Origin of the sequence: Kribbella sp. NBC_00889, assembly GCF_045207705.1 — a bacterium.
Taxonomy (GTDB): domain Bacteria; phylum Actinomycetota; class Actinomycetes; order Propionibacteriales; family Kribbellaceae; genus Kribbella.
Map to the genome: position 1 here is coordinate 6,650,346 of NZ_CP108783.1, position 23,295 is coordinate 6,673,640.

The following is a 23,295-nucleotide window of genomic DNA, read 5'->3' on the forward strand; positions in this document are numbered from 1 at the left end:
CGGGCCCGGGGCCGGGTGTGTGCTGTTCTGGGTCGGTGAGGTTCGACTCAGAAAGGTGCGTCGAGCTGGATCAGCTGACGACGCCGGCGGCCGAGTGGCCGACGATGACCTTGGTGTTCAGGCTGTAGACGTCGATCACCAGGGCGTTCACGGAGATGTACCGCTGCTGCCGCAGGACCTGGTTGAAGGTCAGCCGGGCGACACCCGGGATCTCCAGCGTCTTGTTCTCGCCGGTCGCGACCGGGTAGGTCTTGTTGCCGACCTTGATCGAGGCGATGCTCGAGGACGAGCTCACGCCGCCCTTGCCGTCCTTGGTCTTCCACGCCGACGCCGAGGACTCGATGGCGCCGATCGACAGGTTGCCGACCTTCACTCCACCGACGTGCGAGGTGAAGTTGATGTAGGACTTGTTCTCGCCGATGGCGCCGTTCTTCGTGGTGTAGACCGCACCCACGTAGGCGACCTTCGGGATGTTCAGCTCGCCGACGGCCACCTTCACCGTCTTGCCCTCAGTACCCTGGCAGGTGGTCTGAAGCGACGTCGGGCCGGAGACGGCCAGCTTGTCGGCGTTGGCCTTGGTGCCGTACGCGTCACCGATCACCAGCGCGGTGGCCGGCTTGGAGATCTCCGCGCGGGTCTTCAGCACCGCGACGTCGACACCCTCCGGGATGTACTGGTTCTTCACCGTCGCGTGCAGCACGACCGCCTGCGCGTACGAGTAGATGCCGGAGCTGGTCTTCACGCCACCGACACGGTTCAGCACGATGTAGCCCAGGCCCGGAACGGCGACCTTGGTGTTCCACTTCGGCTTGATCAGCGACGGCACCGAGAGGGCGCCGATCTTCACGCCGGCGAACGTCGTGTTGCCGGTGTAGGACAGCTGGCCCTTGGAGTACTTCGCCGTAGTGGTGGTCTTCACACCCGTCAGCGTGAGCAGGTTGCCGACCTTGATGTCGACGGCGGTCGCGTTGCTGGTGACGCCGGTCCCGCTGTTGTCGTTGAACGCGTGCGTGTCGGTCCGCACGCTGCGGGCGATCGCCTGGTTGTTCACGTTCGCCGTGGCGATGTCGTTCTTGTCGGCCTTCGTGGCGTCCGTGGTGCAACCGAACTTGCTGACCACCTGCGGGCCGCTGTTCGCCAGCCCGGATTCAACGTCGGTCCCGTACGAGTAGCCGCTGTATCCGAAAACCGGCGAGGCGGACGCAGAACCCGAAGTCAGCGCGATCGTAGAAGCCACGCCGACAACCGCCGCAACTCCGACGGCGGCGAGCTTCTTGTATCCGATGCGGGGTCGCATTGACCCCTCCTCCCTGAGTGATGACGTGACCCGAAGTGCGGGTCAGGACACAGACACAACTCAGCCGATTGCGGTAGGTGACGAGCTGACCCCGCTCCGAGACCAAACCGTTACCTGGCCGCCTGGCAGCCGAGATTTCCTGCCGTACCCGTAACTCGGGCGCGATGACCGCAAAGCTCTGTACGGCGGCGGATCCGGACATGCCGAAGGGCCCGAACGCGCAAGGTCCGGGCCCTTCGGGGCTTTACTTCAGGGTGGGCCACCGTCGGGTGGAGGTGGCACCATCAGTAACGATCGACGACTCAGACGGTGACGGACACTTCCGCGACCGCGCCGTACTGGGCGACCACCTGACGGTCGACCGGGTCGGCCTTCGGCGCCAGCGTCCGCAGCGTCCAGCTGCCCGGTGCCGCGAAGAACCGGAAGTGCCCGGTCGCCGACGTCGGCACCTCGGCGGTGAACTCACCGGAGGAGTCCAGCAGCCGCACGTACGCGCCACCGACCGGCTCCTCGCCGCGCAGGACCTGGCCCTGGATGACGGCTTCCTTGTCGACGTCGACACCCTTGAGGTCGAGGCCGCCCTTTTTCGCTCCGCACATGTGTCAGGCCTTTCCGGGCTCGTCGCCCAGGGCAACGGGTACGCCGACCAGCGAACCCCACTCGGTCCAGGAACCGTCGTAGTTCTTCACGTTCGCCTGGCCGAGGATCTCGTGCAGCACGAACCAGGTGTGCGCCGAGCGCTCGCCGATCCGGCAGTACGCGATGGTGTCCTTGCCGAAGTCGACGCCCGCATCGGCGTACAGCTTCTGCAGTTCGTCGTCGGAGCGGAAGGTGCCGTCGTCGTTGGCCGCCTTGCTCCACGGGATGCTCGCCGCGGTCGGGATGTGGCCGGCGCGCTGCGCCTGCTCCTGCGGCAGGTGGGCCGGAGCCAGCAGCCGGCCGGCGTACTCGTCGGGGCTGCGGACGTCGACCAGGTTCTTCACGCCGATGGCGTCCTTCACCTCGTCGCGGAAGGCGCGGATGTTCAGGTCCTGCGCCTTCGCCTTGTACTCGGTGGCCTCGCGCTTGACGACCTCGTCGGTCAGCTCGCGGCTGTCCAGCTCCCAGCGCTTGCGCCCGCCGTCGAGCAGCCGGGCGTCGCCGTGCCCGTACAGCTTGAAGTACCAGTACGCGTACGCCGCGAACCAGTTGTTGTTGCCGCCGTACAGCACGACCGTGTCGTCGTTCTTCACGCCGCGGTCGGACAGCAGCGCCTCGAACTGCTCCTGGCTGACGAAGTCCCGGCGGACCGGGTCCTGCAGGTCGTCCTTCCAGTCCAGCTTGATCGCGCCGGCGATGTGGCCGGCGTCGTACGCCGAGACGTCTTCGTCGACCTCGATCAAGACGACCCCGGCGTCGTTCTTGTGCTCCTCGACCCAGTCGGCCGAGACGAGCGCGGATTCCCTGCTCATGTGTGCTGCCTCTTCTCAGTTGGTAGCGGCGTTGGTGTCACGCGATGGCGTACGAATGCGGTGGATCAGCAGATAGGCCTCGCAACCGAGGCAGAGCCCGACGGCCGCGTTCACGAATGCGGCGACCAGGGCGAATCCGGTGGCGACGACGCCCAGCACCGTCGCACCGGTCAGATACCCGACCAGACCGACGACTGCGAAGACGAGGCCGACCAGCTGCGCGAACCGCGGCGGAGCGGCATCCTCCAACTCCTTGGGCGGACCGAGCCGTGGCCGGATCAGCCGCTTGAACAGTTGCCCGTACGGCGATGCCTGGACGCCGAACGCGACCGAGATCGCGAACACCACGGTCTGCACCGCGAGCGGCCAGGGGTTGTTCAGTACGAGCGTCAGAGCCAGGAGCACCGTGGTGACGCCGGCCGCGAACCGGAGTCCCCGCGGGTCGACCTGGGGGTGTTTCACCGTGTGCTGTTGCGCCGTCCGATCGGACATGACGACTCCCGGAGAAGGAGTGGTTCGAGCCGGACCCGCCCGGGTCTGCGGGGAGACGACGTACGCGGAACCGTGCTCAGCGACCGGTTCCGCAGCGCTCGGGACGCCGCCTGGTCAGCGGCGACGACACAGCGACGAGCGCACCCGGCAGTTGTCCACTGCCCGGCGCTTGGTCAGCCATGTCGTGTATGCCACGGATCGAGACTACGGAAACCCGGGTGACTGACCGACCCGGGTCCCATTGAGTGAGACAACTGATCAGATTTCGGACAGGCCTAGCTGGTCCGGACCACGTTCGTGGCGGCGACCTTGTCGTGCAGGGCCTGCTTCTTGTCGTCCCAGAGCGGCCAGAGGTAGTTGATCAGCGCGATGAAGCCGAACAGGGTGCCGATCAGTGGGATGGCGCCGAGCAAGCTGAGGCCGATGATGAAGCCGTAGCGCTTCGCCACCGCCTGACCCGGCGGCAGGCCCGCGACGTCGCGCAGCCGGACCGAGATACCCAGCGCCATCTTGCCCGGCGTCGCGCCCTTCTTGGTCAGGAAGAAGTACTCGTAGGCGAAGGCGACGACCACGCCGATCAGCACTGCCGGGATCATCCACTTGTACGCCTCGGCCGGCAGCGCGGTGCTCGGCTGGGTGCTCCCCGCGGCCGCGGCGTCCATGGTGTCTTCGAGGTAGTCCCAGATCACCTGGAAATACTGGTAGTAGAAGTAGCCAGTCAGCGGCAGGCCGATGATCCCGACGATGATCGAGTCGAGGACACGGGCCCAGACGCGGCGCCACCAGCCGGACAGCGGCTGACCGTCCGGAGTCGAGGCCACCCGGAGTCCGGGGTAGCCGTAGCCGCCCTGCTGCTGCGGGTACGCGGGGTAGCCCTGCCCTTGTTGCTGCGGCTGCCCGTACTGCTGGGGTTGCCCGTACTGGGGTTGCCCGTACTGCGGTTGCCCGTACTGCTGGGGCTGTCCGTACTGCGCCGGCTGGCCGTACTGCGCGGGTTGGCCGTACTGCGGTTGGGTCGGCGGGCCGGACTGCCCTCCGCCGTACACCTGGCCGTGCTGGGCGGGCTGCCCGTACTGCTGACCTTGGTACGGACCGGGACCCTGCTGGCCACGGCGCTGATCAGTCCAGGCGTTGCCGTCCCAGTAGCGCTGCTGGGTCGGGTCCTGTGGGTCGTCGTACCAACCGGCTGGGTAGCTCACGGGCACAGCATTCCCTAAGAGGCGGTGCATCCGCCATCGGGTTGGCAGCTAACGGACGCCGTCTACTGCGGCTGGCGGTCGAGCGCGGTCGCCAGCGCTGCGATCACGTCGGGTTTGCGCGGCGCACCACTGGCGCGCTTGACGACCGCTCCGGTGCGGTCGAGCACCAGCGTCGTCGGGGTCCGCAGGATGTCGAGCCGCCGGACCAGGTCCAGGTGCGACTCCGCGTCGAGCTCGACATGGCGCACGCCGTCGACCATGCCCTCGACCTCGGCCAGCGTCCGCCGGGTCGCCCGGCACGGTGCACAGAACGCCGACGAGAACTGCAACAGCGTCGCCCGCTCTCCCAGTTCCGCACCGACCTCTGCCGCGGAAACCCGCTCCACGCCGTCCACTTCCCGCGTCACGACCTTCCGGAACCGCCCGTCCCACCACACCTTGGCCAGGCTGAACAGGACACCAGCGGCGACCGCCGCTACCAGTACCCACGTCCCCAGGCTCATAGCAATCCACAGTACGTCGCAGTGTTTACGCTTCAACCAGCCGTTTCACTCCTCGGACTGGACAATGGGCGGGTGGAGAACGGACTGGTGGTGCGGGCGGGGGTGGTCATTCCGGACAGCGAGTTGGGGTGGAGGTTCTCGCGGTCCAGTGGGCCGGGTGGGCAGTCGGTGAACACGACGGACAGCCGGGTGGAGCTGAGCTTCAACGTGGCAGCGACCACGGCACTGAGCGACGTACTGAAGGCGCGTGCGCTGGAACGGCTGGGGTCGCGGCTGGTCGACGGTGTGGTGACGATCGCGGCCTCGGAGTACAAGTCGCAGTGGCGGAACCGGGAGGCGGCTCGCGAGCGGCTCGTGGCGCTGATCCGGGAGGCGATCGCGCCACCGCCGAGGAAGCGGCGGCCGACCAAGCCGAGCAAGGGGTCCGTCCGGCGCAGGCTCGACGACAAGAAACGCCGAGGCCAGACCAAGCGCCTCCGTGGCCGCCCGGAGGACTGACGGCCGCCTGGTTCAGGCCGACGCGTCAGCGGTTTCGCGGGTGCTGACCGGTGGGACGACGAAGCGGTAGCCGACGTTGCGCACGGTGCCGATCAGGGACTCGTGCTCCGGGCCGAGCTTCGCGCGCAACCGTCGTACGTGCACATCGACTGTCCGGGTGCCACCGAAGTAGTCGTAGCCCCAGACCTCCTGCAGCAGTTGCTCGCGGGTGAACACCCGGCCCGGGTGCTGCGCGAGGAACTTGAACAGCTCGAACTCCTTGTAAGTGAGGTCGAGCGCCCGCCCGTTCAGCTTCGCCGTGTACGACGCCTCGTCGATCACGACATCGCCGGTGCGGATGAGGCTGGAGTCGGGGTCCTCGTCGCGGGCCGCGGCCAGGCGACCGATCACCAGCCGCAGCCGCGCCTCGATCTCGGCGGGACCGGCGGTGTCGAGCAGTACGTCGTCCGCGCCCCAGTCGGCGTTCACCGCGGTCAGACCGCCCTCGGTGACGACGAGGATCAGCGGCACCTCGATCCCGGTGGTCCGGATCAGGCGGGAGACGCCCCGGACCGCGACCAGGTCACGGCGGGCGTCGAGCAGGACGGCATCCGCGTCGGGAGCATCGACCAGCGCGGCGACCTCGGCGGGGAGGATCCGGATCTGATGCGGAAGCAGCGCGAGCGACGGCAGCACCTCCGTGGAGGCCTGCAGTGCGTTCGTCAGCAGAAGCAACGTACTCACGCTGTCTCCTTGTGCCCGGTCGTCAGGCCCCGGCGGCGTCGTTGCCGCGGACCTGAGACACACTGGGTAGCAACAGCAAGCTGACATAATAGCGGAAGAGCTATCGACCAGTGAGGCGTACTCCCAGATGCCGGAAGTGACCATCAGGTACTTCGCCGCCGCACGCAGCGCCGCCGGCGAGTCCTCCGCGACGGCCGACGCCACCTCGATCCGCGACCTGATCGGCGCCGTCTCCACCGACCGGCCCGAGCTGGCCAGGGTGCTCGGCATCTGCACGTTCCTACTGGACGGCCAGCGCGCCGACCCCGCGACTCCGCTGCACGCCGGCGCCCAGGTCGATGCCCTCCCACCCTTCGCCGGCGGCTGAGCACCGCCCACCAGGCTGAGCACCCGTTCGCAGACAGCTGAGCCCGCCCCCGCCGGCACCCCCCGCCAACCCCCGGCACCCGAACCCGCGGACACGGACCGGCAACCGAGGACCTCGGACAAGAACCGGGGACCTCGGACAGGTCAGAACGTGTCCGAGGTCCCCAGATCCTGTCCGCAGACCCCAGATGGTGTCCGCGGTCCGAGCGTTGATGCCGGACAACGGGCTGACGCCAGCCCGCGCCCGTGGACGACGGCGAACAGAAACCGGGAACCGCGGACAGGAACCGCAGACCTCGACAAGAACCGGGGACGTCGGACAGGAACCGGGGGCCTCGGACAGGTCAAAACGTGTCCGAGGTCCCCAGATCCTGTCCGCAGACCCCAGATGGTGTCCGCGGTCCCGAGCGTTGGTGCCGCACGCCCGGTCGTAGCCGCGAGGCTCCTTCATTCGGCGGTGGCCGGGAACTGTTCGCGGGGGGCTGAGGCTTTTACCTTCTGGGGAAGATGCTGCTACCTTGCGTACTCGGTTCTTTTCGGAAGGTGACCGATGGCGCACGTTGCTCCGACTTCGCATCGCCGTGCGACCCGAGCGTCGCATCGCGGGCATCGCAGTGACGACGGGCCGATCCAGATCACGACCTGGCTCGGGCTGACGTTCGCATTCGTCGTTGGCCTGGTGCTGACCGGGCGGTCGCATGTCGGAGTGCATGCGGCCGGGATCACGCTGCTGGTCATGCTGGTGCCGCTGACGATCGCCGTGTTCGGCACCGCGTTCAAGCGCGGCTTCGGCTCAGGGAAGGCGGCGTTGACCACCGCCGCCTCCCTGGCCATCGTGTTGGTGAAGTTCTTCGTCTGACGTCAGGAGCCGATCGAGATCCGGTCCGTCGCCACCGGCGTATACGGGTCGTGCGCGGTCAGGTAGTTCGCGAAGGCGTCGATGTCGAGGCCGCCGAAGAACTTGCTCGTCGCGGTGGTGAAGGCCGGGAAGCCGTCACCGCCGTCGGAGAGGAAGTTGTTCGTGACGATCCGGTACGACGTCGCGTCCACCAGCGGCTGACCGGCGATCTGGATCGATCCGGCCACCACCTTCGAGCCCGCCGCGGCGGCCGGGTTCCAGGTGTAGGTGATGCCGGCGACCTGGAGCACCTTGAACTTGGCCGGCTCCGGACCGTTGACCCCGGAGAACTGCTGCTCCAGCAGGGCCTTGATCTGGGCGCCCGTCATGTCCATCGACACCAGGAAGTTGTTGAACGGCTGCACCGTGAACGCCTGTCCGAAGGTGACCTGACCACCGGTCGAGGCCAGGTCGGCCCGGATGCCGCCCGGGTTCATGAACGCCACCACCGGCGTCTTCCCGTCGGTCACCACCGACGGATCGGCCAACTGCGCGTCCGCGATCAGGTTGCCGAGTGGTGATTCGAGCGAGTCGTCGTTCGTACGCACCACCGACGGGGTGGTGAGGTGGCCGATCACCTTGTTCGCGATCGGGTCGACGAGCGTCTTGTACTTCGCGATCAGCTCGCTGGTCTTGCGGTCCTGCGGGACGTCCTGGGTGACGATCTGGTTGTTGGCCATCGTGTTCAGCCGGTCGACGTCACCGGTCTTGTTGTCGATGCTCAGCCGGACCTCGGTCACGAGCCGACCGAACGACGAGGCGCTGGTGACGAGCCGCGGCTGCGGCTTCGGGGCGCTGTCCATCAGCGTGCAGTTGTACGCCTGGTGGGTGTGTCCGGAGATGATCGCGTCGATCTCCGGGTCCAGTCCGGCGTTGATGTCGACGACCGGGCCGGAGATGCCCGGGCAGCTGTTGTAGGCCCGCGGGTCGGCCGGGAAGCCGCCCTCGTGCAGCAGCACGACGATCGACTCGACGCCCTGCTTCTTCAGCACCGGGACCAGTGCGTTCGCCGTCTCGATCTCGTCCTTGAAGGTCAGGCCCTCGACACCGGACTTGGTGACGATGTTCGGTGTGTTCTCCAGCGTCATGCCGATGAACCCGACCTTGCGGCCGTCCTCGAAGCTCTTGATCGTGTACGGCGCGAACAGCGTCTTCTGCGTGTTCTCGAAGAACACGTTCGCCGACAGGTACTTGAACTTCGCGCCCTTGAACGGGTGCTTGGGGTCCGGGCAGGAGTTCTGGTTGTTCTGCCCGTCGCCGTCCGGCAGGCAGCCGCCGGTCTGCATCCGGAGCAGCTCGTGCCAGCCCTCGTCGAACTCGTGGTTGCCGACCGAGGCCGCCTCCAGGCCCATCCCGCTCAGAGCCTCGATCGTGGGCTCGTCGTGGAACGCGGCCGACAACAGCGGCGAGGCACCGATCAGGTCACCCGCGGCGACCGTGACCGAATCCTGGCCCTTGGCCGCCGCGGCCGCGCGCATCTGCTTCAGGTGCGTGGCGAGGTACGCCGCCCCGCCGGCCGGCGTGCCGTTGATGTTGCCGCTCGAGCCCGTCGCCGGCTCCAGGTTGCCGTGGAAGTCGTTGATGGCGAGCAGCTGGATCTGGGTGTGCGTCGGCTCCGGTTTCGCCGTCGCCGCCTGGGTCACGGTTCCCCCCGTGGCCAAGCCGAGCACAGCGGCCGTCCCGGCGGCGACCAGCCCGAGGGCCCATCGCTTCCTCGGCCACGTCTTGTCTCGTCCTGTCAAGGCCATGTCTTCTCCGTCGTCGTTGCGATCACCTTTGATGCGCGGTGCCGCGAAATTACCCGACTCGCCGGGCCTCTGAAAGGACTTGAGCATGAACTCGTCCGGACCTTTTACGGTATTCGGGTGACTCTCGAAGCCGTACCCTCACCGTTGCCCCCGGCCACTGCCGCCGCCGTCACAGAACTCGCCCATGCGGCGGCACAGAGCGACGGAGTGAATCCGTTGTCGGAGCGCACGCTGCTCCATCTCGACGGCGAGCACTCCGGCGACGTCCACGTCCTCGCGTACGAGGGCGAACCCGGCACCATCGAGGTCTCCGGCCTGCAGAGCGCCCGGAACCTCATCGGGTACGGCGCCCTGGCCGCCGACGGATCCGCCGAGCTGGTCGTCACCCCATCGGCACGACGCCGACGCACCGGTACGGCGCTGCTCCGGATGCTGCTCGACCACGGTGGCGACCGGATCCGGGTCTGGGCCCACGGGCGGCTGCCCGGCTCCGACGAGCTCGCCACCCGGCTGGGTCTCGAGGTCACCCGGGAGCTCTACTTCCTCCGGCGTACCCGAGCGGCACTGCCCGACCCAGTGTGGGCCGAGGGCATCGACGTACGGACGTTTGTGAAGGGACAGGACGACGCGGCCTGGCTGCAGGTGAACGCGCGGGCGTTCGCGGACCACCCGGAGCAGGGCAGCTGGACGGCGGAGGATCTGGCCGAGCGGCTGCAGCAGCCGTGGTTCGATGCGGCCGGGTTCTTCCTGGCGGTGGATGCCAAGAGCGGCGATCTGGCCGGTTTCCACTGGACGAAGATCGAGGACGGGGTCGGAGAGGTCTACGTGGTCGGCGTCTCCCCCGACTACCAGGGCGGAGGCTTGGGTAAGGCGCTGACGCTCCAGGGTCTCCACTATCTCCAGGAGGACCGCGGCCTCGATGCGGTCGTCCTGTACGTCGACGGCACCAACACGGCAGCCCGTCGGCTCTACACGTCCCTGGGCTTCACCACTGCCGCGCTGGACGTCCAGTACGCACCGTCCGCCACCCTGTGAATGACGTCACAGCGAAGCCACCAGCTCACTTCGCGTCATGAACCGCGACCGGACACGTCACACCATCAACCAGGAGCCGTCCGTGCCTCTTACCCCCCAGCCGGGCGGCTCCTGGCCCCCAACACCGATCAGCGGAGCGTGGCTCTGAGGTGATTGGTGAGGTGAGCGCGCGCCTCCTGGACCGCGCCGGGGACGGCGAGAAGATTCAAGAAGCCATGGGTCAGCGACGTGTGGCAGATGTGGGTGACCGCGACGCCGGCGGCCTTCAGGGCGTCGGCGTACTCGTTGCCGTCGTCACGGAGGGGATCGAAGCCGCCGGTGGCGATGTAGGTGGGGGCCAGTCCGGTGAGGTCGGGGGCCAGGATGGGCGAGACCAGTGGGTCGCCCCTGACCCCGGGGTCAGGGGTGTAGTGGTCCCGGTACCAGATGATGTCGTGCTCGGTGATGATGAAGCCCTCCGGGAACAGGTCCCGGCTGGGGCGACGATGGACGAGGTCGAGCCCCGGATACAGGAGGACCTGGAGCGCCGGACGCGAGAGGTCGCGGCTGACGCACTGCTGGGCGACCACTGCGGCCAGGTTGCCGCCGGCGCTGTCGCCGCCGACAGCGACCAGAGCGGGATCGACCCCGAGATCCTCGGCGTGGTCGACCGCCCAGGTGAAAGCCGCGATGGCGTCCTCGGCGGCCGTGGGCGCGGGTGCCTCCGGGGCCAGCCGGTAGTCCACCGAGAGGATTCGGATGCCGGCGTCGTCGGCCAGCGCCCGGCACAGGCAGTCGTGGGTGTCGAGGTCACCGACGACCCAGCCGCCACCGTGGAGGAACACGAGCAGCCCACGACCGGCGTCCCGGGGCACGTACAGGCGGGCGCCGAGCTGGCCGTCGGCACCACGGACGGTGAGTTCGGTCACACGGTGTAGTTCTCGCGGATTCCCGGCGACCAGCTTGCACGCCGTGCGCAGATGCGCACGCGCCGTGGCCACGTTCGATTTCGTTGTGCTTGGCAACAAGCTGTCGGCGCGCAGGAGCAGCTGCACCTCGGGGTCGAGGATGTTGCCGTCGATCTGGATCGGCGCACCGGCCAGCCGCCTCCGGACAGCCGTGGGCAGCGCGTACAGCGGTTTCACCGCGTTCGCCTGAACGGCGGACACCGCGTTGCCGAGCAGCGAGTCCAGTCGTGGGTTCACAAGGCGAGACGCTAGCAACAGCAGCCGGTCCGCGGCGGTACCGGCTGGGAATCGAACATGCCCATGGCTACCTCCCGTTCACCAAAGGGTGGGATGCTGGACAACGTGGCAGGAGACTTGCTGGCGTCCCACAACCGGGAGTACGACGTCGAGCCGCCGTACGACATCACGGCGGCCGGCGACCTCCCGGAGGACCGCTTTTCCGATCGCGAGCTGAGCTGGCTCGCGTTCAACCAGCGCGTTCTCGAGCTGGCCGAGAACGACCGGATCCCGCTGCTCGAGCGGGCCAAGTTCCTGGCCATCTTCGCCAACAACCTGGACGAGTTCTACATGGTCCGGATCGCCGGTCTGAAGCGCCGCATCGCCGCCGGTGTCGCGGTCCGTGCGGCCAGCGGCCTGCTCCCGCGCGAGGTGCTCGACCGCAGCCTGGCCCGCAGCCGCGAGCTGATGGACCGGCACGCGGAGACCTGGCAGAAGGCGGTCCAGCCGGCGCTGACCGAGCAGGGCATCGACATCCTCCGCTGGGACGAGCTCGAGCACAGCGAGCGGGAGGAGATGACCCGGTTCTTCCGGGACCGCGTCTTCCCCGTGCTGACGCCGCTGGCGGTCGACCCGTCGCACCCGTTCCCGTACATCTCCGGCCTGTCGCTGAACCTGGCGGTCGTGGTCCGCAACCCCGACACCGGCGGCGACCACTTCGCCAGGGTCAAGGTGCCGCCGCTGCTGCCGCGGTTCGTGCAGGTCGCCGAGGGCCGGTTCGTCCCGCTCGAGGACATCATCGCGACCCACCTGGGGCAGCTGTTCCCGGGGATGGAGGTCACCCAGCACCACACCTTCCGGGTCACCCGCAACGAGGACCTGGAGGTCGAGGAGGACGACGCCGAGAACCTGCTGGCCGCGCTCGAGAAGGAGCTGCTGCGCCGCCGGTTCGGGCCGCCGGTCCGGCTCGAGGTGGAGGAGTCGATCGATCCGCAGGTGAAGGCGCTGCTGCTGTCGGAGCTCGGCGTCACCGCTGCCGAGGTGTTCGAACTGCCCGGCCCGCTGGACCTGCGTGGCCTGTTCAACATCGCCGGCCTGGACCGGGCCGAGCTGAAGTACCCCGGCTTCGTGCCGTCCACCCACCCGCACCTGGCGGAGGTGGAGACGTCCAATCCGGCGGACATGTTCGCTGCCCTGAAGCAGCGCGACGTACTGGTGCACCACCCGTACGACTCGTTCTCGACCAGCGTGCAGCGGTTCATCGAGCAGGCCGCCACCGATCCGCACGTGCTGGCGATCAAGCAAACGCTCTACCGGACGTCGGGTGACTCCCCGATCGTGGACGCGCTGATCGACGCGGCCGAGGCGGGCAAGCAGGTGCTGGTGCTGGTGGAGATCCAGGCCCGCTTCGACGAGCAGGCCAACATCAAATGGGCCCGCCAGCTCGAACATGCCGGCTGCCACGTGGTGTACGGCGTGATCGGCCTCAAGACCCACTGCAAGCTGTCGATGGTGGTGCGCGACGAGCCGGACGGCCTGCGCCGCTACGCCCACATCGGCACGGGCAACTACCACCCCAAGACCGCCAGGCTGTACGAGGACCTCGGCCTGCTCACCAGCGACCGCGTGGTCACCGAGGACATCGCCCACCTGTTCAACCACCTGTCCGGCTTCGGCCGCAGCTCGGGCTACCGGCGGATCCTGGTCGCGCCCCAGTCGGTGCGGCGGGGCCTGATGGAGCGGATCGAGCGAGAGGTGCAGCACCACCTGGCCGGGCGGCCGGCGAAGGTCCGGATCAAGGTGAACAGCCTGGTCGACGAGGCTCTCTGCGACGCGCTGTACCGGGCGTCGCAGGCCGGCGTACCGGTCGAGCTGTGGATCCGTGGCATCTGCACACTCCGGCCCGGCATCCCCGGCCTGTCCGAGAACATCCAGGTGCGCAGCATCCTGGGCCGGTTCCTCGAGCACAGCCGGGTCTTCTACTTCGAGAACGGTGGTGAACCGGAGGTGTGGATCGGCTCGGCCGACCTGATGCACCGCAACCTGGACCGACGGGTCGAGGTGCTGGTCCAGCTGAAGCAACAGGACCACATCACGGAGCTCGACGAGCTCTTCGACCTGGCGCTCGACGAGGGCACCCAGTCGTGGTGGCTGCAGGCCGACGACACCTGGCAGGCGAAACTGACCGGACCGGACGGAGAACCGTTGCGCGACCTGCAGGAAAGACTCATCGCCACGCGTGGCCGACGCAGAACCGCTGACCCGATTACCTAGGCTGGAATCATGAGCAACCCGGCGACCGTCATCGCCGCGGGTGGTGTCGTGTGGCGCGAGCGCCGCGACACCACCCGGCAGGTGCTGCTGGTGCACCGTCCCCGGTACGACGACTGGTCCCTGCCCAAGGGAAAACTGAACGAACACGAGCACGTACTGAGTGCGGCCCGCCGCGAGATCGAGGAGGAGACCGGACTCCGGGTCGTACTGGGCCCACCGGTCGGCGTGCAGCGCTACCCGGTCCGCAAGAACGGCGGGACCGTGCCGAAGCTGGTGCACTACTGGTCCGCCACACCCGTCGACGACGGCGACTTCCGCCCCAACGACGAGGTGGACGAGATCGCCTGGCTCCCGGTGGACAAGGCCCGCACCAAGCTCAGCTACCCGCGGGACGTGGACATCCTGGACAACCTCGACCGGGTGATCCCGGTCGTCGCCACCGTCGTCCTGGTGCGCCACGCCTCTGCGGTGAAGCGCAAGGAATGGGACGGCAAGGACACCAACAGACCGCTCAACGACACCGGTACGGCGGTTGCCGAGCGACTGGTCGACGTACTGGCTGCCGTGGGAGTGGACCGGGTGATCAGCAGCGACGCGGAGCGGTGCGCCGCGACGCTCACGCCGTACGCCGCCTCGATCGACCGGCACATGCACCAGTGGCCGGAGATCTCCGAGCGTGGGTACGACGCCGACCCGGGAGCGATCCGCGGATTGGCCGATCGGGCCTGGAGAGAAGGCAAGGTGACCGCCATCTGTTCGCACCGGCCGGTGCTGCCGGCGTTGGCCCGGGAGCTGGGGCTGAGGGTGGGCAAGTTCTCCCCCGGCGCCTTCGTGGTGGCGCACCAGCTGGCCGACGGGCGGCTGGTGCACGAACGCTTCAGCGCCCCCTGAAGGTGATCGTTGACACACCCCGGGCACGGCTCGGTGACGATCCAGGCACAGCCGCTGGGGCACCGGGGTGACACTGGTAGTGACGGGTATGTTCCTACCGAGGAACCGGCGCCCCACCGGGTGCCGGCCTGAGGAGAGGTTCGGGCGCACCATGACGATGATGCGAGAACTCACACTGATCGGGATCCGGATGGAATCGCCCAACCGGGCCCCGGTGATGATGCTGCGCGAGACCGAGGGCTACCGCTACCTGCCGATCTCGATCGGCTCGGTCGAGGCGACCGCGATCGCCTACGAGGAGCAGGGCCTGCGCCCGTCGCGTCCGCTCACCCACGACCTGATGCGCGACCTGATCGAGGCCTTCGGCGTCCACATCGAGGCGGTCGAGATCGTCGAGTTGCGCGACGCGGTCTTCTACGCCGAACTTGTCCTCGGCAACGGTGCCCGGGTGTCCGCGCGGCCGAGCGACTCGGTCGCCCTCGCGGTCCGGCTCGGTACGCCGATCCGTTGTACCGAACAGGTGCTCCGCGAGGCCGGCGTGGCGACGCCGGAGGAGGAGCAGGCCGAGCTCGAACGCTTCCGACAGTTCCTCGACGGCGTGGCCCCGGAGGATTTCTCGAGCTGAATCCGACGCCGGTTGTTCACGGAAGAGAATGTGCTCAGCGTCACCGAAGTGTGCGCCGCACAGCGTTCGGATCTACACAGAGTCACGGCTCTTAACGCAGTTCACCTGCTGGCCGCCTGACGGCATGCCAACCGTCGCACACGCTATGGGAATCGTTCACCGGTCGTTCACCGGCGACGGACCGGTCGGTCATCTGGTCTCCCTACCGTCTGTGGAAGTTCAGAAGTCTGATTCCCGCAGAAGGGCAACACTCTCGTGTCCGTCAATCGCCTGCTCCGCGTCGGCTCCGTCGCCGTGGCATCCCTCGGTGTGCTCGCTCTGAGCGCCTGTGGCAGTGACCCGGAGCCGTCCGGCTCCTCGAACCCGAGCAGCTCGGATTCCTCGGCCGCCGCCGACTGCCCGCAGGGCACCCTGAACGCCGAGGGTTCCTCGGCGCAGAAGAACGCCATCGACGAGGTCATCAGCAAGTACAACGAGAAGTGCGCCGACGTCACGGTGAACTACAACCCGACCGGGTCCGGTGCGGGCATCAAGCAGTTCAACGCGTCGCAGGTCGACTTCGCCGGCTCCGACTCGGCCCTCAAGCCCGACGAGATGACCGCGGCCACGAAGCGCTGCGCGAACAACGCGGCCGTCGACCTGCCGATGGTCATCGGCCCGGTCGCGATCGCCTACAACGTCGAGGGCGTGGACAAGCTGGTCCTGGACGGCCCGACCGCCGCCAAGATCTTCCAGGGCACCATCAAGACCTGGAACGACCCGGCGATCGCCAAGCTGAACTCGGGCGTCACCCTGCCGTCGGCCCCGATCTCGGTGTTCTTCCGCTCCGACGAGTCCGGCACCACCGAGAACTTCGCCAAGTACCTGGCCGCCGCCGGCGCCGGTGCCTGGACCGGTGAGCCGGCCAAGAAGTGGACCGGCACGGGTGCCGGCAAGGAGAAGTCCGCGGGTGTTGCCGAGGGTGTGAAGAGCACCAAGAACTCGATCACCTACGTCGAGTGGTCGTACGCCGTCGACAACAAGCTCGGCATCGCGCAGATCGACAACGGCTCGGGCACCCCGATCGAACTGTCGGCCGAGTCCGCGGGCAAGGCGCTGGCCGCCGCGAAGCCGGCCGGTACCGGCTCCGACCTGGCGCTGAAGCTGGACTACGCGACCAAGGAGGCGGGCGCCTACCCGATCATCCTGGTGACCTACGAGATCGCCTGCACCAAGGGTCTGCCGGCCGAGAAGACCGCGCTGGTGAAGAGCTTCCTGACCTACTTCGCGAGCAAGGACGGCCAGGCGTCGCTGACCGACCTGAACTACGCGCCGCTGCCGGAGGAGATCCGGACCAAGGTCGACGCGGCGATCCAGTCGATCAGCTGACGACGAGCAGCACTGATGCGAGCCCCGGCCGGTCCGAGTCATCGGAAGCGGCCGGGGCTTCGCCTCGTCGGACCCGGCAGAGCGGGTACGGCGTGATCCTCAGTCCGGACCTGACCCCACGACCAAGGCGCTTGGAGCACCATCGATGAGTAGTCCAGACGGCACGGAACCGCCCGACCGGCCGGCGGAACCCGCCGCCGTGGCAGCAACCGACGACCAGGCGGGACCGAAGCTGGACCTCGGCCCGGTCGGCCACCTCGGCGACCGGCTGTTCAGCGGCTTGGCGCACGGCTCCGGCGGCCTGGTGATCGCGATCGTCTCGTTCGTCGGCATCTTCCTGCTGGCGCTGGCGATCCCGGCACTGGCCGACGACCAGAGCAGCTTCCTCTTCTCCCGGATCTGGGAGCCCGGCGGCGACCAGCCCCGGTTCGGCATCGCGGCGATGTTCTACACCACCGTGATCAGCTCGATCATCGCGATGATCATCGCGGTCCCGATCGCGGTCGGCGTCGCACTGTTCGTCACGTACTACGCGCCGAAGCGGCTGGCCACGCCGGTCGCGCACGCGGTCGACCTGCTCGCCGCCGTCCCGTCGATCATCTACGGCCTGTGGGGCATCCTGTTCTTCGCGCCGATCCTGCGGCCGGTGATCGACGGCCTGGCCACCGCGCTCGGCTGGCTGCCGCTGTTCGAGAAACCCCCGGGCGACAACGTCGGCGTGGTGTTCACCGCGTCCGTCGTGCTGGCCATCATGATCCTGCCGGTCGTCACCGCGATCAGCCGGGAGATCTTCATCCAGACACCGGTGGCGCACCGCGAGGGCGCACTCGCCCTCGGCGCGACCAAGTGGGAGATGATCCGGATGGCCGTGCTGCCCTACGGCCGGTCCGGCGTCGTGAGTGCCTCGATGCTCGGCCTGGGCCGGGCGCTCGGTGAGACCGTCGCCGTACTGATCATCCTGTCGGTGCCGAACGGCAACGACCCGTGGGACCCCTCGATCTTCGCCGGCGGCGAGACGTTCGCGTCGAAGATCGCCAACAACGCCGCCGAGTTCGACTCGCCGGAGAAGACCGGTGCCTACATCGCGGCCGGCCTGGTGCTGTTCGTGGTGACCTTCCTGGTCAACTCCGCGGCCCGGATCATCGTCGCCCGCAGCGGACCGGGCGGGAAGCGGACACGGCGCAACCGCAGCGCCGGCGGAACCGCCGCGAAGGAAGGAGCCGTAGCGTGACCACGATTGCTGCCAACAAACCGGCGTACGACGGGCAGGCTCTGGATCTGACCGGGAAGTCGGGCGCGCGGGCCTTCAAGAACACTCTCGCCACCGTGCTGATCACGCTCGCCTTCGTGCTCGCCATGATCCCGCTGGTGTGGATTCTGTGGACCGTCATCAGCAAGGGCTACCACCTGTTGTTCGACGCCAGCTGGTGGAGCGAGTCGCAGCGCGGGATCACCGTCCGGCGCGAGGGAGGCGGCGCCTACCACGCGATCATGGGCACACTGATCATGGGCCTGATCACGGCCCTGATCGCGGTCCCGATCGCCATCCTCGGCGCGATCTACCTGGTCGAGTACGGCAAGGGCACCCGGCTGGCCCGGGCGGTCAGCTTCATGATCGACATCCTCACCGGTGTCCCGTCGATCGTCGCCGCGCTGTTCGTCTACGCGGTCTGGATCACGATCTTCGGCTTCAACCGGGTCGGTTTCGCGGTGTCGCTGTCGCTGGTGCTGCTGATGTTGCCCGTCGTACTGCGTTCGACCGAGGAGATGCTGAAACTCGTCCCGGACGAGTTACGGGAGGCGTCGTACGCACTCGGCGTGCCGAAGTGGAAGACCATCCTCAAGGTCGTCGTGCCGACCGCGTTCGGCGGCATCATCACCGGCGTCATGCTCGGCCTGGCCCGGGTGATGGGTGAGACCGCTCCGCTGCTGATCCTGGTCGGCTACTCCAAGAACATCAACCTGAACCCGTTCAACGGGTTCATGGGCGCGCTGCCGACAATGATCAACCAGGACCGGACCGAGCTGGCGTTGCAGCCGGCCGCGGACCGGGTCTGGGCGGCGGCGCTCACACTGATCCTCCTTGTCCTGGCACTCAATCTGCTGGCCCGGCTGGTTGCCCGGTTCAGCGCCGTCAAGTCGAAATAGTCACGAGAGGTTCTGAGTCGATATGGCCAAGCGCATCGAGGTCAGTGGCCTCAACGTCTACTACGGCGACTTCAAGGCCGTCGAGGACGTGTCGATGACGATCGAGCCCCGCTCGGTCACTGCATTCATCGGCCCGTCCGGCTGCGGCAAGTCCACCTACCTGCGGACCCTGAACCGGATGCACGAGGTGATCCCCGGCGCCCGGGTCGAGGGCAAGGTGCTGTTGGACCAGCAGGACCTGTACGGCTCCGGCATCGACCCGGTCGCCGTCCGCCGCGTGGTCGGCATGGTGTTCCAGCGGCCGAACCCGTTCCCGACCATGTCGATCTTCGACAACGTCGCGTCCGGGCTGAAGCTGAACGGCGTCAAGGACCGCAAGCGGCTCACCGAGACGGTGGAGAAGTCCTTGCACGGCGCGAACTTGTGGACCGAGGTCAAGGACCGCCTGGACAAGCCGGGCGCGGGGCTGTCCGGTGGCCAGCAGCAGCGGCTGTGCATCGCCCGGGCGATCGCGGTCGAGCCCGAAGTGATCCTGATGGACGAGCCGTGCTCGGCGCTCGACCCGATCTCCACGCTCGCGATCGAGGACCTGATCGAGCAACTGAAGGACCGGTACACCGTGGTCATCGTCACGCACAACATGCAGCAGGCCGCCCGGGTCTCGGACCAGACCGCGTTCTTCAACCTGGCCGCGACCGGCAAGCCCGGCCGGCTGATCGAGATGGGCGCGACCAAGCAGATCTTCTCCAACCCGACCGAGAAGGCCACCGAGGACTACATCACCGGCCGCTTCGGCTGATCCGTTCGACCCGATGGCACGGCCGCCGCGAAGGTTTCCCCGCGACGGCCGTTCGCCGTTTCACAGGCAGACGGTCCGCGCGTAGTTCACGCGAGCAAGCACATCGGCGGCCTGGTGCGCAGAGCTCACCCGGACGTGGGTGGTGTGCGTGCGGCCGCCACTCTGCACGCTGACCTGCACGAACCCGGTCGTCGTACGCTCCTTGCACAACAGGAACAACAGCCCGAGCAGACAGGCCAACGCGAAGACGATCGCCAACGCGATCGCCCAGCCCGGGATCCGCTCCTCCGTCCGCGACATGTCCATCGCCCACCAGTTCGCCCCGTGCGTGCGCAACACCCCAGCGGGGCTGACGATCCGGAACTGCTCGACGGAGATGTCGCCGATGGTCACGAGGACCGGTCCGCCGGGCAGCCGCTGCCAGGACTGCTGATTCGGGACAGGCACTGGGAATGGCATCGGGCTCTCGGTCACCCACTCAGCGTAGGGGGCCGGGGAGCGGCGCGGGGGCGTGACCGGGAACCTGTGGAAAAGATAGCCTGCGAGGATTCCTAGACGTCTCAGAAGGGACTGCGGTGAGTACTCCGACGCCTCCCCCCGGCGATGATCAGAACGACCAGAACAGGCCGCAGGACACCCCCGACGAGAGCGGGACCGACGAGCCTGGGCAGTACGGCCAACAGCCGGGCCAGTACGGGCAGCCCGGCCAGCCCGGGCCGTACGGCCAGCAACCTGGTCAATACGGACAGCAGCAGCCGGGCCAGTACGGCCAACAGCCAGGCCAATACGGACCGCCCGGCCAGCCCGGGCCGTACGGCCAGCAACCTGGTCAATACGGGCAACAGCAGCCGGGGCAGTACGGCCAACAGCCCGGCCAATACGGACAGCAGCAGCCTGGCCAGTACGGGCAGCCCGGCCAGCCGGGCCAGTACGGGCAGTACCCGGGCGGGGCCTACGGCTACGGCGCTCCGGCCGCGCCGCAGAACAACACCCCGCAGGTGCTCTCGATCATCGGCATCGTCTGCTGGTTCTGCTGCGGTATCGCCTCGGTCGTCCTCGGTCTGGTTGCCCAGGGCAAATTCCGTGAGCAGGGCAAGCCGGACACGCTGGCGAAGGTCGCCTGGATCGGCGGCATCGTCTCGATCGTGCTCTCGACGATCTACACCATCACGCAGTACAGCTGACGGCTCGTCGCGGGCGGCGGCGGTGGTCCGCCCGCGACGTCTCAGTTCAGGTTGCGGGCGACGCCGTACACGATCAGGATCACGGCCAGCGCCTTGGTCAGCCAGCCGAGTATGCGCGGGCTGACCGTCAGCCGGGGCAGGCGGATCAGCCGCAGCGATTCGAGTGCCCAGGCAAGCATTTGGTAGCCGATGGCAACGCCGATGAGCGGGCCGATCACCAGCACCACCGGGTTGAAGTGCCAGGCCGCGTCCAGATCCCCACGCAGCAAGGCGGCTGCCATCCGGGTCGCGCCGCAGAACGGGCAGTTCAGCCCCGTGGTCGCATGCAGGATGCAGGGTATGCCGATCTGCTGGCCGGACAACTGGTACACGGCCGCGAGCGCGAATCCACCCACTCCGACGGCCGCCGCACCGAGCACTCGGCGGTCCAGCGGGCGGACCGGACCGGTCGGCCGGAGTACGACGCTCAGCGAAAGACTCACCGGACAACGGTAACTCTCATCTCGTGGGATCCGTAGCCGGAGCTGAGCCGTCGGACCGTTAGCCTGCAACTCACTCCTCATCTGTATTCACTAGAAGGGATCGTCGTGAGCAATCCGACGCCACCGCCGGGTTACGGCCCGCAGGACCCCCAGCAGCCGGGTCAGTACGGCCAGCCAGGCCAGTACGAGCAGCCCGGGCAGCAGCCGGGCCAGTACGGGCAGCAACAGCCCAGCTATGGCGGCCAGCAGCCGGGCTACGGGCAACAGCCCGGCCAGTACGGTCAGCAGCCTGGCCAGTATGGGCAGCAGCAGCCCCAGCAGTACGGGCAGCAGCCGGGGTACCCGCAGTACGGCGGTCAGCCAGGCTACCCACAGCAGTACGGTCAGCCGGGCGCGTACGGCGTACCTGGCAACCTGGCGGCCTGGCCGAACCGGGTCGGCGGCTGGCTGGTCGACGTCCTGATCATCGGGGTGCCGTACGGCATCGGGGCGGCGCTTGCGAGCGGCAACAGCTCGGCGATGGCCATCCTGGCGCTGCTGTTCTACCTGGTCGGCATCGGCGTCGGGATCTGGAACATCGTGTTCCGCCAGGGCACCACCGGACAGACCCTCGGCAAGTCGGCGCTGGGCCTCAAGCTGATCGACGGGATCAGCGGCCAGCCGGTCGGGCCGGGCAAGGCGTTCCTGCGCCAGATCACCCACATCCTGGACGGCATGGCCTGCTACATCGGCTACCTGTGGCCGCTGTGGGACGAGAAGCGGCAGACGTTCGCGGACAAGATCAACAACACCTACGTCATCAAGCTCTGACGTTTCAGCATTCATCCGGACGCCGTGGCCTGTTCAGGCCGCGGCGTTCGGCGTTCCCGGCGCCGGGCAATACGATGCCGCGGTGAGTACACCGATGCCCCCGCCGTACGGGCAGGACGGCGCTCCACCTGCGGCTGGTCGACTCCGCGACCAGAAGCAGACCTGGCACGACAAAGTCGTGTCGACGTACGTCCTCAAGGACTGAGGGTCAGCGCGACAGCAGGAAGCCGGCGCAGGTCACTGCCCACAGCACACTGGTGAAGCTGCCGATGATGAACCGCTCGGCGACCGCCTGGGGCGTGACCGAAGCCGGCTGATCGGGACTGCGCAGCTCCGGATAGCGAGCCAGGCCCTTGATGGCCAGCACGATCGCCAGTCCCTCGGGCCAGCCGGCCACCAGCGCCGCGTAGATGGCCAGGCGCTCGAGCGAACCGATCAGAGCGCCGCCGCGCAGCACCTCACCGGCCTTCTGCGTCGACTGCGCTCGCGTGTTGCCCCGGTCGACGAGAGCCAGCACAGATGTCGTCAGTGGGCCGCCACCGGTCACTGCCAGCCCGCCGGCCAGCAGGAGCAGCACGTTCCACCAGCGCTCGCGCCAGCCCTCGACACCGTCGCCGGCCAGCAGCAGGACGCCGACGGTGATCAGGCAGGCCAGCATCACGCCGCTGAGCACGATCTCCAGCGTCGACCCGGCCTTGGGGACCCATGCCAGAACGGCGAGGATCAGGCCGGCGGCGGTGAACGACAGAATGAGTGCCGTCACGCGGTGGCCCCAGCGTCGAGGAGCTCGGCCGCCAGCACTCGTCCACGTTGTTCCTCGGCGACTCCGGCTGCCTGGGCCCGCTGGGTCACCGCGGACTGACTGATGCCGAGCTTCACGCCGATCTCGCGCCGGGTGAGCCCTTCGGCCAGCAGGTCGGCGACAGCCCACCCGCGGTCGCTCCGCCGCCGCAGCACCGAAGCCATCAGCCACAACACCGTCTCGACCTGCTCGGCGCAGCGCGCGTCGGAGCCGACCACGTTGACGTGGTGCGGGCTCGACTTGGCCCGATTCACCGCCTCCCGCGCGAACACGAACGCGTCCCCGCTCCCGGCCCGCGTACTGCGCGGCAGCGGCTGCGTGACCTCACCGGCTCCGAGCCCGACGTACCAGGTGTCGGCGCGCAGCAGCTCGACGATCACGTCGATCGTGGCGCGCGCCTCGGACAGCACGCCCTGCACTTCGTCGCCGGCCGTCCGCTCGAACTTGCGGAGCAAACCGGTCCGCCGCGGCCGGCGGTTCAGGATGTTCAGTAGCTCGGGTACGAGATCGGTCATGCTTCGGCTGCCCCGCTGATCTAC

The 23,295-nt window shown here is 68.1% G+C and carries 27 protein-coding genes; 14 read left to right on the top strand and 13 right to left on the bottom strand.

The genetic code is table 11. The annotated features are described in order from the left end of the window. Positions 1 to 70: 70 nt before the first annotated feature. From OG817_RS32470 to OG817_RS32495, 6 genes are all read right to left on the bottom strand, one after another. Positions 71 to 1,297 carry a choice-of-anchor P family protein gene (locus OG817_RS32470; protein ID WP_360443447.1) on the bottom strand — a complete coding sequence of 409 codons (1,227 nt, stop codon included), beginning with the start codon at positions 1,295 to 1,297 and terminating at the stop codon, positions 71 to 73. Positions 1,298 to 1,599: 302 nt separating this feature from the next. Beyond that, entirely contained in the window at positions 1,600 to 1,896 is a 297-nt protein-coding gene (locus OG817_RS32475) for a DUF1416 domain-containing protein (RefSeq protein WP_131518391.1), read from the bottom strand. Between the two features lie 3 nt (positions 1,897 to 1,899). Then, on the bottom strand, positions 1,900 to 2,748 hold the full coding sequence (locus OG817_RS32480; RefSeq protein ID WP_360443444.1) for a sulfurtransferase: 849 nt from the start codon (positions 2,746 to 2,748) through the stop codon (positions 1,900 to 1,902). A gap of 15 nt (positions 2,749 to 2,763) precedes the next feature. Beyond that, positions 2,764 to 3,240, bottom strand: a complete 477-nt coding sequence (locus OG817_RS32485; protein WP_406048491.1) for a DUF4395 domain-containing protein — start codon at positions 3,238 to 3,240, stop codon at positions 2,764 to 2,766. 275 nt (positions 3,241 to 3,515) lie between these two features. After that, complete coding sequence (locus OG817_RS32490; protein ID WP_406048493.1) at positions 3,516 to 4,439, bottom strand: RDD family protein; 924 nt, start codon at positions 4,437 to 4,439, stop codon at positions 3,516 to 3,518. Positions 4,440 to 4,501: 62 nt separating this feature from the next. After that, on the bottom strand, positions 4,502 to 4,942 hold the full coding sequence (locus tag OG817_RS32495) for a thioredoxin family protein (protein ID WP_360443435.1): 441 nt from the start codon (positions 4,940 to 4,942) through the stop codon (positions 4,502 to 4,504). Between the two features lie 72 nt (positions 4,943 to 5,014). On the opposite strand from OG817_RS32495, the gene arfB reads away from it, so the two are divergent. Beyond that, positions 5,015 to 5,440, top strand: a complete 426-nt coding sequence (gene arfB / locus OG817_RS32500) for an alternative ribosome rescue aminoacyl-tRNA hydrolase ArfB (RefSeq protein WP_396391473.1) — start codon at positions 5,015 to 5,017, stop codon at positions 5,438 to 5,440. A gap of 12 nt (positions 5,441 to 5,452) precedes the next feature. Here the strand turns inward: arfB and OG817_RS32505 are convergent, their stop codons facing one another. Beyond that, positions 5,453 to 6,163, bottom strand: a complete 711-nt coding sequence (locus tag OG817_RS32505) for a winged helix-turn-helix domain-containing protein (RefSeq protein WP_396391472.1) — start codon at positions 6,161 to 6,163, stop codon at positions 5,453 to 5,455. A 127-nt stretch (positions 6,164 to 6,290) separates the two neighbouring features. Here OG817_RS32505 and OG817_RS32510 point away from each other — a divergent pair, with 127 nt between their 5' ends. After that, entirely contained in the window at positions 6,291 to 6,530 is a 240-nt protein-coding gene (locus OG817_RS32510) for a MoaD/ThiS family protein (protein WP_406048496.1), read from the top strand. Positions 6,531 to 7,079: 549 nt separating this feature from the next. Next, positions 7,080 to 7,388, top strand: coding sequence for a hypothetical protein (locus OG817_RS32515; protein WP_406048498.1), 309 nt, complete (start codon positions 7,080 to 7,082; stop codon positions 7,386 to 7,388). Positions 7,389 to 7,390: 2 nt separating this feature from the next. Here OG817_RS32515 and OG817_RS32520 read toward each other — a convergent pair whose 3' ends face one another. Continuing rightward, positions 7,391 to 9,175: a bifunctional metallophosphatase/5'-nucleotidase gene (locus tag OG817_RS32520; RefSeq protein WP_406048499.1), complete on the bottom strand. Its 1,785-nt coding sequence runs from the start codon at positions 9,173 to 9,175 to the stop codon at positions 7,391 to 7,393. Between the two features lie 117 nt (positions 9,176 to 9,292). Between OG817_RS32520 and mshD the strand changes: the two genes are divergently transcribed. Further along, positions 9,293 to 10,210, top strand: a complete 918-nt coding sequence (gene mshD, locus OG817_RS32525) for a mycothiol synthase (protein ID WP_406048500.1) — start codon at positions 9,293 to 9,295, stop codon at positions 10,208 to 10,210. A 128-nt stretch (positions 10,211 to 10,338) separates the two neighbouring features. On the opposite strand, the gene OG817_RS32530 is transcribed toward mshD, so the two are convergent. After that, the gene (locus OG817_RS32530; protein WP_406048502.1) at positions 10,339 to 11,394 is read right to left on the bottom strand and encodes an alpha/beta hydrolase; all 1,056 of its coding nucleotides are present in this window, start codon (positions 11,392 to 11,394) and stop codon (positions 10,339 to 10,341) included. 93 nt (positions 11,395 to 11,487) lie between these two features. Here OG817_RS32530 and OG817_RS32535 point away from each other — a divergent pair, with 93 nt between their 5' ends. The 7 genes from OG817_RS32535 to pstB all read left to right on the top strand — a co-directional run bounded on the left by OG817_RS32535 (position 11,488) and on the right by pstB (position 19,478). Then, entirely contained in the window at positions 11,488 to 13,647 is a 2,160-nt protein-coding gene (locus tag OG817_RS32535) for an RNA degradosome polyphosphate kinase (protein ID WP_406048503.1), read from the top strand. A gap of 9 nt (positions 13,648 to 13,656) precedes the next feature. Next, positions 13,657 to 14,538 (top strand): NUDIX domain-containing protein, encoded by an 882-nt coding sequence (locus OG817_RS32540; protein WP_406048505.1) that lies wholly within the window; start codon positions 13,657 to 13,659, stop codon positions 14,536 to 14,538. A gap of 160 nt (positions 14,539 to 14,698) precedes the next feature. Then, complete coding sequence (locus OG817_RS32545) at positions 14,699 to 15,163, top strand: bifunctional nuclease family protein (protein ID WP_165555556.1); 465 nt, start codon at positions 14,699 to 14,701, stop codon at positions 15,161 to 15,163. A 255-nt stretch (positions 15,164 to 15,418) separates the two neighbouring features. After that, positions 15,419 to 16,531 carry a phosphate ABC transporter substrate-binding protein PstS gene (pstS, locus tag OG817_RS32550; protein WP_406048507.1) on the top strand — a complete coding sequence of 371 codons (1,113 nt, stop codon included), beginning with the start codon at positions 15,419 to 15,421 and terminating at the stop codon, positions 16,529 to 16,531. 145 nt (positions 16,532 to 16,676) lie between these two features. After that, entirely contained in the window at positions 16,677 to 17,762 is a 1,086-nt protein-coding gene (gene pstC / locus OG817_RS32555; RefSeq protein ID WP_406048508.1) for a phosphate ABC transporter permease subunit PstC, read from the top strand. After that, the gene (pstA, locus tag OG817_RS32560; RefSeq protein WP_360443400.1) at positions 17,759 to 18,679 is read left to right on the top strand and encodes a phosphate ABC transporter permease PstA; all 921 of its coding nucleotides are present in this window, start codon (positions 17,759 to 17,761) and stop codon (positions 18,677 to 18,679) included. Before pstC ends, pstA begins: the two co-directional genes overlap by 4 nt. 22 nt (positions 18,680 to 18,701) lie before the next feature. Beyond that, a complete protein-coding gene (gene pstB / locus OG817_RS32565; protein WP_406048510.1) occupies positions 18,702 to 19,478 on the top strand; it encodes a phosphate ABC transporter ATP-binding protein PstB in 777 nt (258 codons plus the stop codon). A gap of 60 nt (positions 19,479 to 19,538) precedes the next feature. Here pstB and OG817_RS32570 read toward each other — a convergent pair whose 3' ends face one another. Beyond that, positions 19,539 to 19,952 (bottom strand): hypothetical protein, encoded by a 414-nt coding sequence (locus OG817_RS32570; RefSeq protein WP_406048512.1) that lies wholly within the window; start codon positions 19,950 to 19,952, stop codon positions 19,539 to 19,541. Positions 19,953 to 20,053: 101 nt separating this feature from the next. Between OG817_RS32570 and OG817_RS32575 the strand changes: the two genes are divergently transcribed. Continuing rightward, positions 20,054 to 20,662 carry a DUF4190 domain-containing protein gene (locus tag OG817_RS32575; protein WP_406048513.1) on the top strand — a complete coding sequence of 203 codons (609 nt, stop codon included), beginning with the start codon at positions 20,054 to 20,056 and terminating at the stop codon, positions 20,660 to 20,662. 41 nt (positions 20,663 to 20,703) lie between these two features. On the opposite strand, the gene OG817_RS32580 is transcribed toward OG817_RS32575, so the two are convergent. Then, positions 20,704 to 21,144 carry a DUF2752 domain-containing protein gene (locus tag OG817_RS32580; RefSeq protein WP_406048515.1) on the bottom strand — a complete coding sequence of 147 codons (441 nt, stop codon included), beginning with the start codon at positions 21,142 to 21,144 and terminating at the stop codon, positions 20,704 to 20,706. A gap of 105 nt (positions 21,145 to 21,249) precedes the next feature. Here OG817_RS32580 and OG817_RS32585 point away from each other — a divergent pair, with 105 nt between their 5' ends. Both OG817_RS32585 and OG817_RS32590 read left to right on the top strand, forming a co-directional pair. Further along, positions 21,250 to 21,954, top strand: a complete 705-nt coding sequence (locus OG817_RS32585) for an RDD family protein (RefSeq protein ID WP_406048517.1) — start codon at positions 21,250 to 21,252, stop codon at positions 21,952 to 21,954. A gap of 82 nt (positions 21,955 to 22,036) precedes the next feature. Then, positions 22,037 to 22,159 (top strand): hypothetical protein, encoded by a 123-nt coding sequence (locus OG817_RS32590; RefSeq protein ID WP_406048518.1) that lies wholly within the window; start codon positions 22,037 to 22,039, stop codon positions 22,157 to 22,159. A 3-nt stretch (positions 22,160 to 22,162) separates the two neighbouring features. Here OG817_RS32590 and OG817_RS32595 read toward each other — a convergent pair whose 3' ends face one another. Together OG817_RS32595 and OG817_RS32600 are read right to left on the bottom strand one after the other, a co-directional pair. Beyond that, entirely contained in the window at positions 22,163 to 22,717 is a 555-nt protein-coding gene (locus OG817_RS32595; protein WP_396391457.1) for a hypothetical protein, read from the bottom strand. After that, positions 22,714 to 23,271, bottom strand: a complete 558-nt coding sequence (locus tag OG817_RS32600) for a transposase (protein WP_396391456.1) — start codon at positions 23,269 to 23,271, stop codon at positions 22,714 to 22,716. Before OG817_RS32600 ends, OG817_RS32595 begins: the two co-directional genes overlap by 4 nt. Positions 23,272 to 23,295 lie beyond the last annotated feature (24 nt).

Excerpts from the sequence above, each read along its gene's own strand:
- OG817_RS32470 (WP_360443447.1), bottom strand. The coding sequence starts at position 1,297 with ATGCGACCCCGCATCGGATACAAGAAGCTCGCCGCCGTCGGAGTTGCG.
- OG817_RS32475 (WP_131518391.1), bottom strand. The coding sequence starts at position 1,896 with ATGTGCGGAGCGAAAAAGGGCGGCCTCGACCTCAAGGGTGTCGACGTC.
- OG817_RS32480 (WP_360443444.1), bottom strand. The coding sequence starts at position 2,748 with ATGAGCAGGGAATCCGCGCTCGTCTCGGCCGACTGGGTCGAGGAGCAC.
- OG817_RS32485 (WP_406048491.1), bottom strand. The coding sequence starts at position 3,240 with ATGTCCGATCGGACGGCGCAACAGCACACGGTGAAACACCCCCAGGTC.
- OG817_RS32495 (WP_360443435.1), bottom strand. The coding sequence starts at position 4,942 with ATGAGCCTGGGGACGTGGGTACTGGTAGCGGCGGTCGCCGCTGGTGTC.
- OG817_RS32510 (WP_406048496.1), top strand. The coding sequence starts at position 6,291 with ATGCCGGAAGTGACCATCAGGTACTTCGCCGCCGCACGCAGCGCCGCC.
- OG817_RS32515 (WP_406048498.1), top strand. The coding sequence starts at position 7,080 with ATGGCGCACGTTGCTCCGACTTCGCATCGCCGTGCGACCCGAGCGTCG.
- OG817_RS32520 (WP_406048499.1), bottom strand. The coding sequence starts at position 9,175 with ATGGCCTTGACAGGACGAGACAAGACGTGGCCGAGGAAGCGATGGGCC.
- OG817_RS32535 (WP_406048503.1), top strand. The coding sequence starts at position 11,488 with ATGCTGGACAACGTGGCAGGAGACTTGCTGGCGTCCCACAACCGGGAG.
- OG817_RS32540 (WP_406048505.1), top strand. The coding sequence starts at position 13,657 with ATGAGCAACCCGGCGACCGTCATCGCCGCGGGTGGTGTCGTGTGGCGC.
- OG817_RS32545 (WP_165555556.1), top strand. The coding sequence starts at position 14,699 with ATGCGAGAACTCACACTGATCGGGATCCGGATGGAATCGCCCAACCGG.
- pstC (WP_406048508.1), top strand. The coding sequence starts at position 16,677 with ATGAGTAGTCCAGACGGCACGGAACCGCCCGACCGGCCGGCGGAACCC.
- pstB (WP_406048510.1), top strand. The coding sequence starts at position 18,702 with ATGGCCAAGCGCATCGAGGTCAGTGGCCTCAACGTCTACTACGGCGAC.
- OG817_RS32600 (WP_396391456.1), bottom strand. The coding sequence starts at position 23,271 with ATGACCGATCTCGTACCCGAGCTACTGAACATCCTGAACCGCCGGCCG.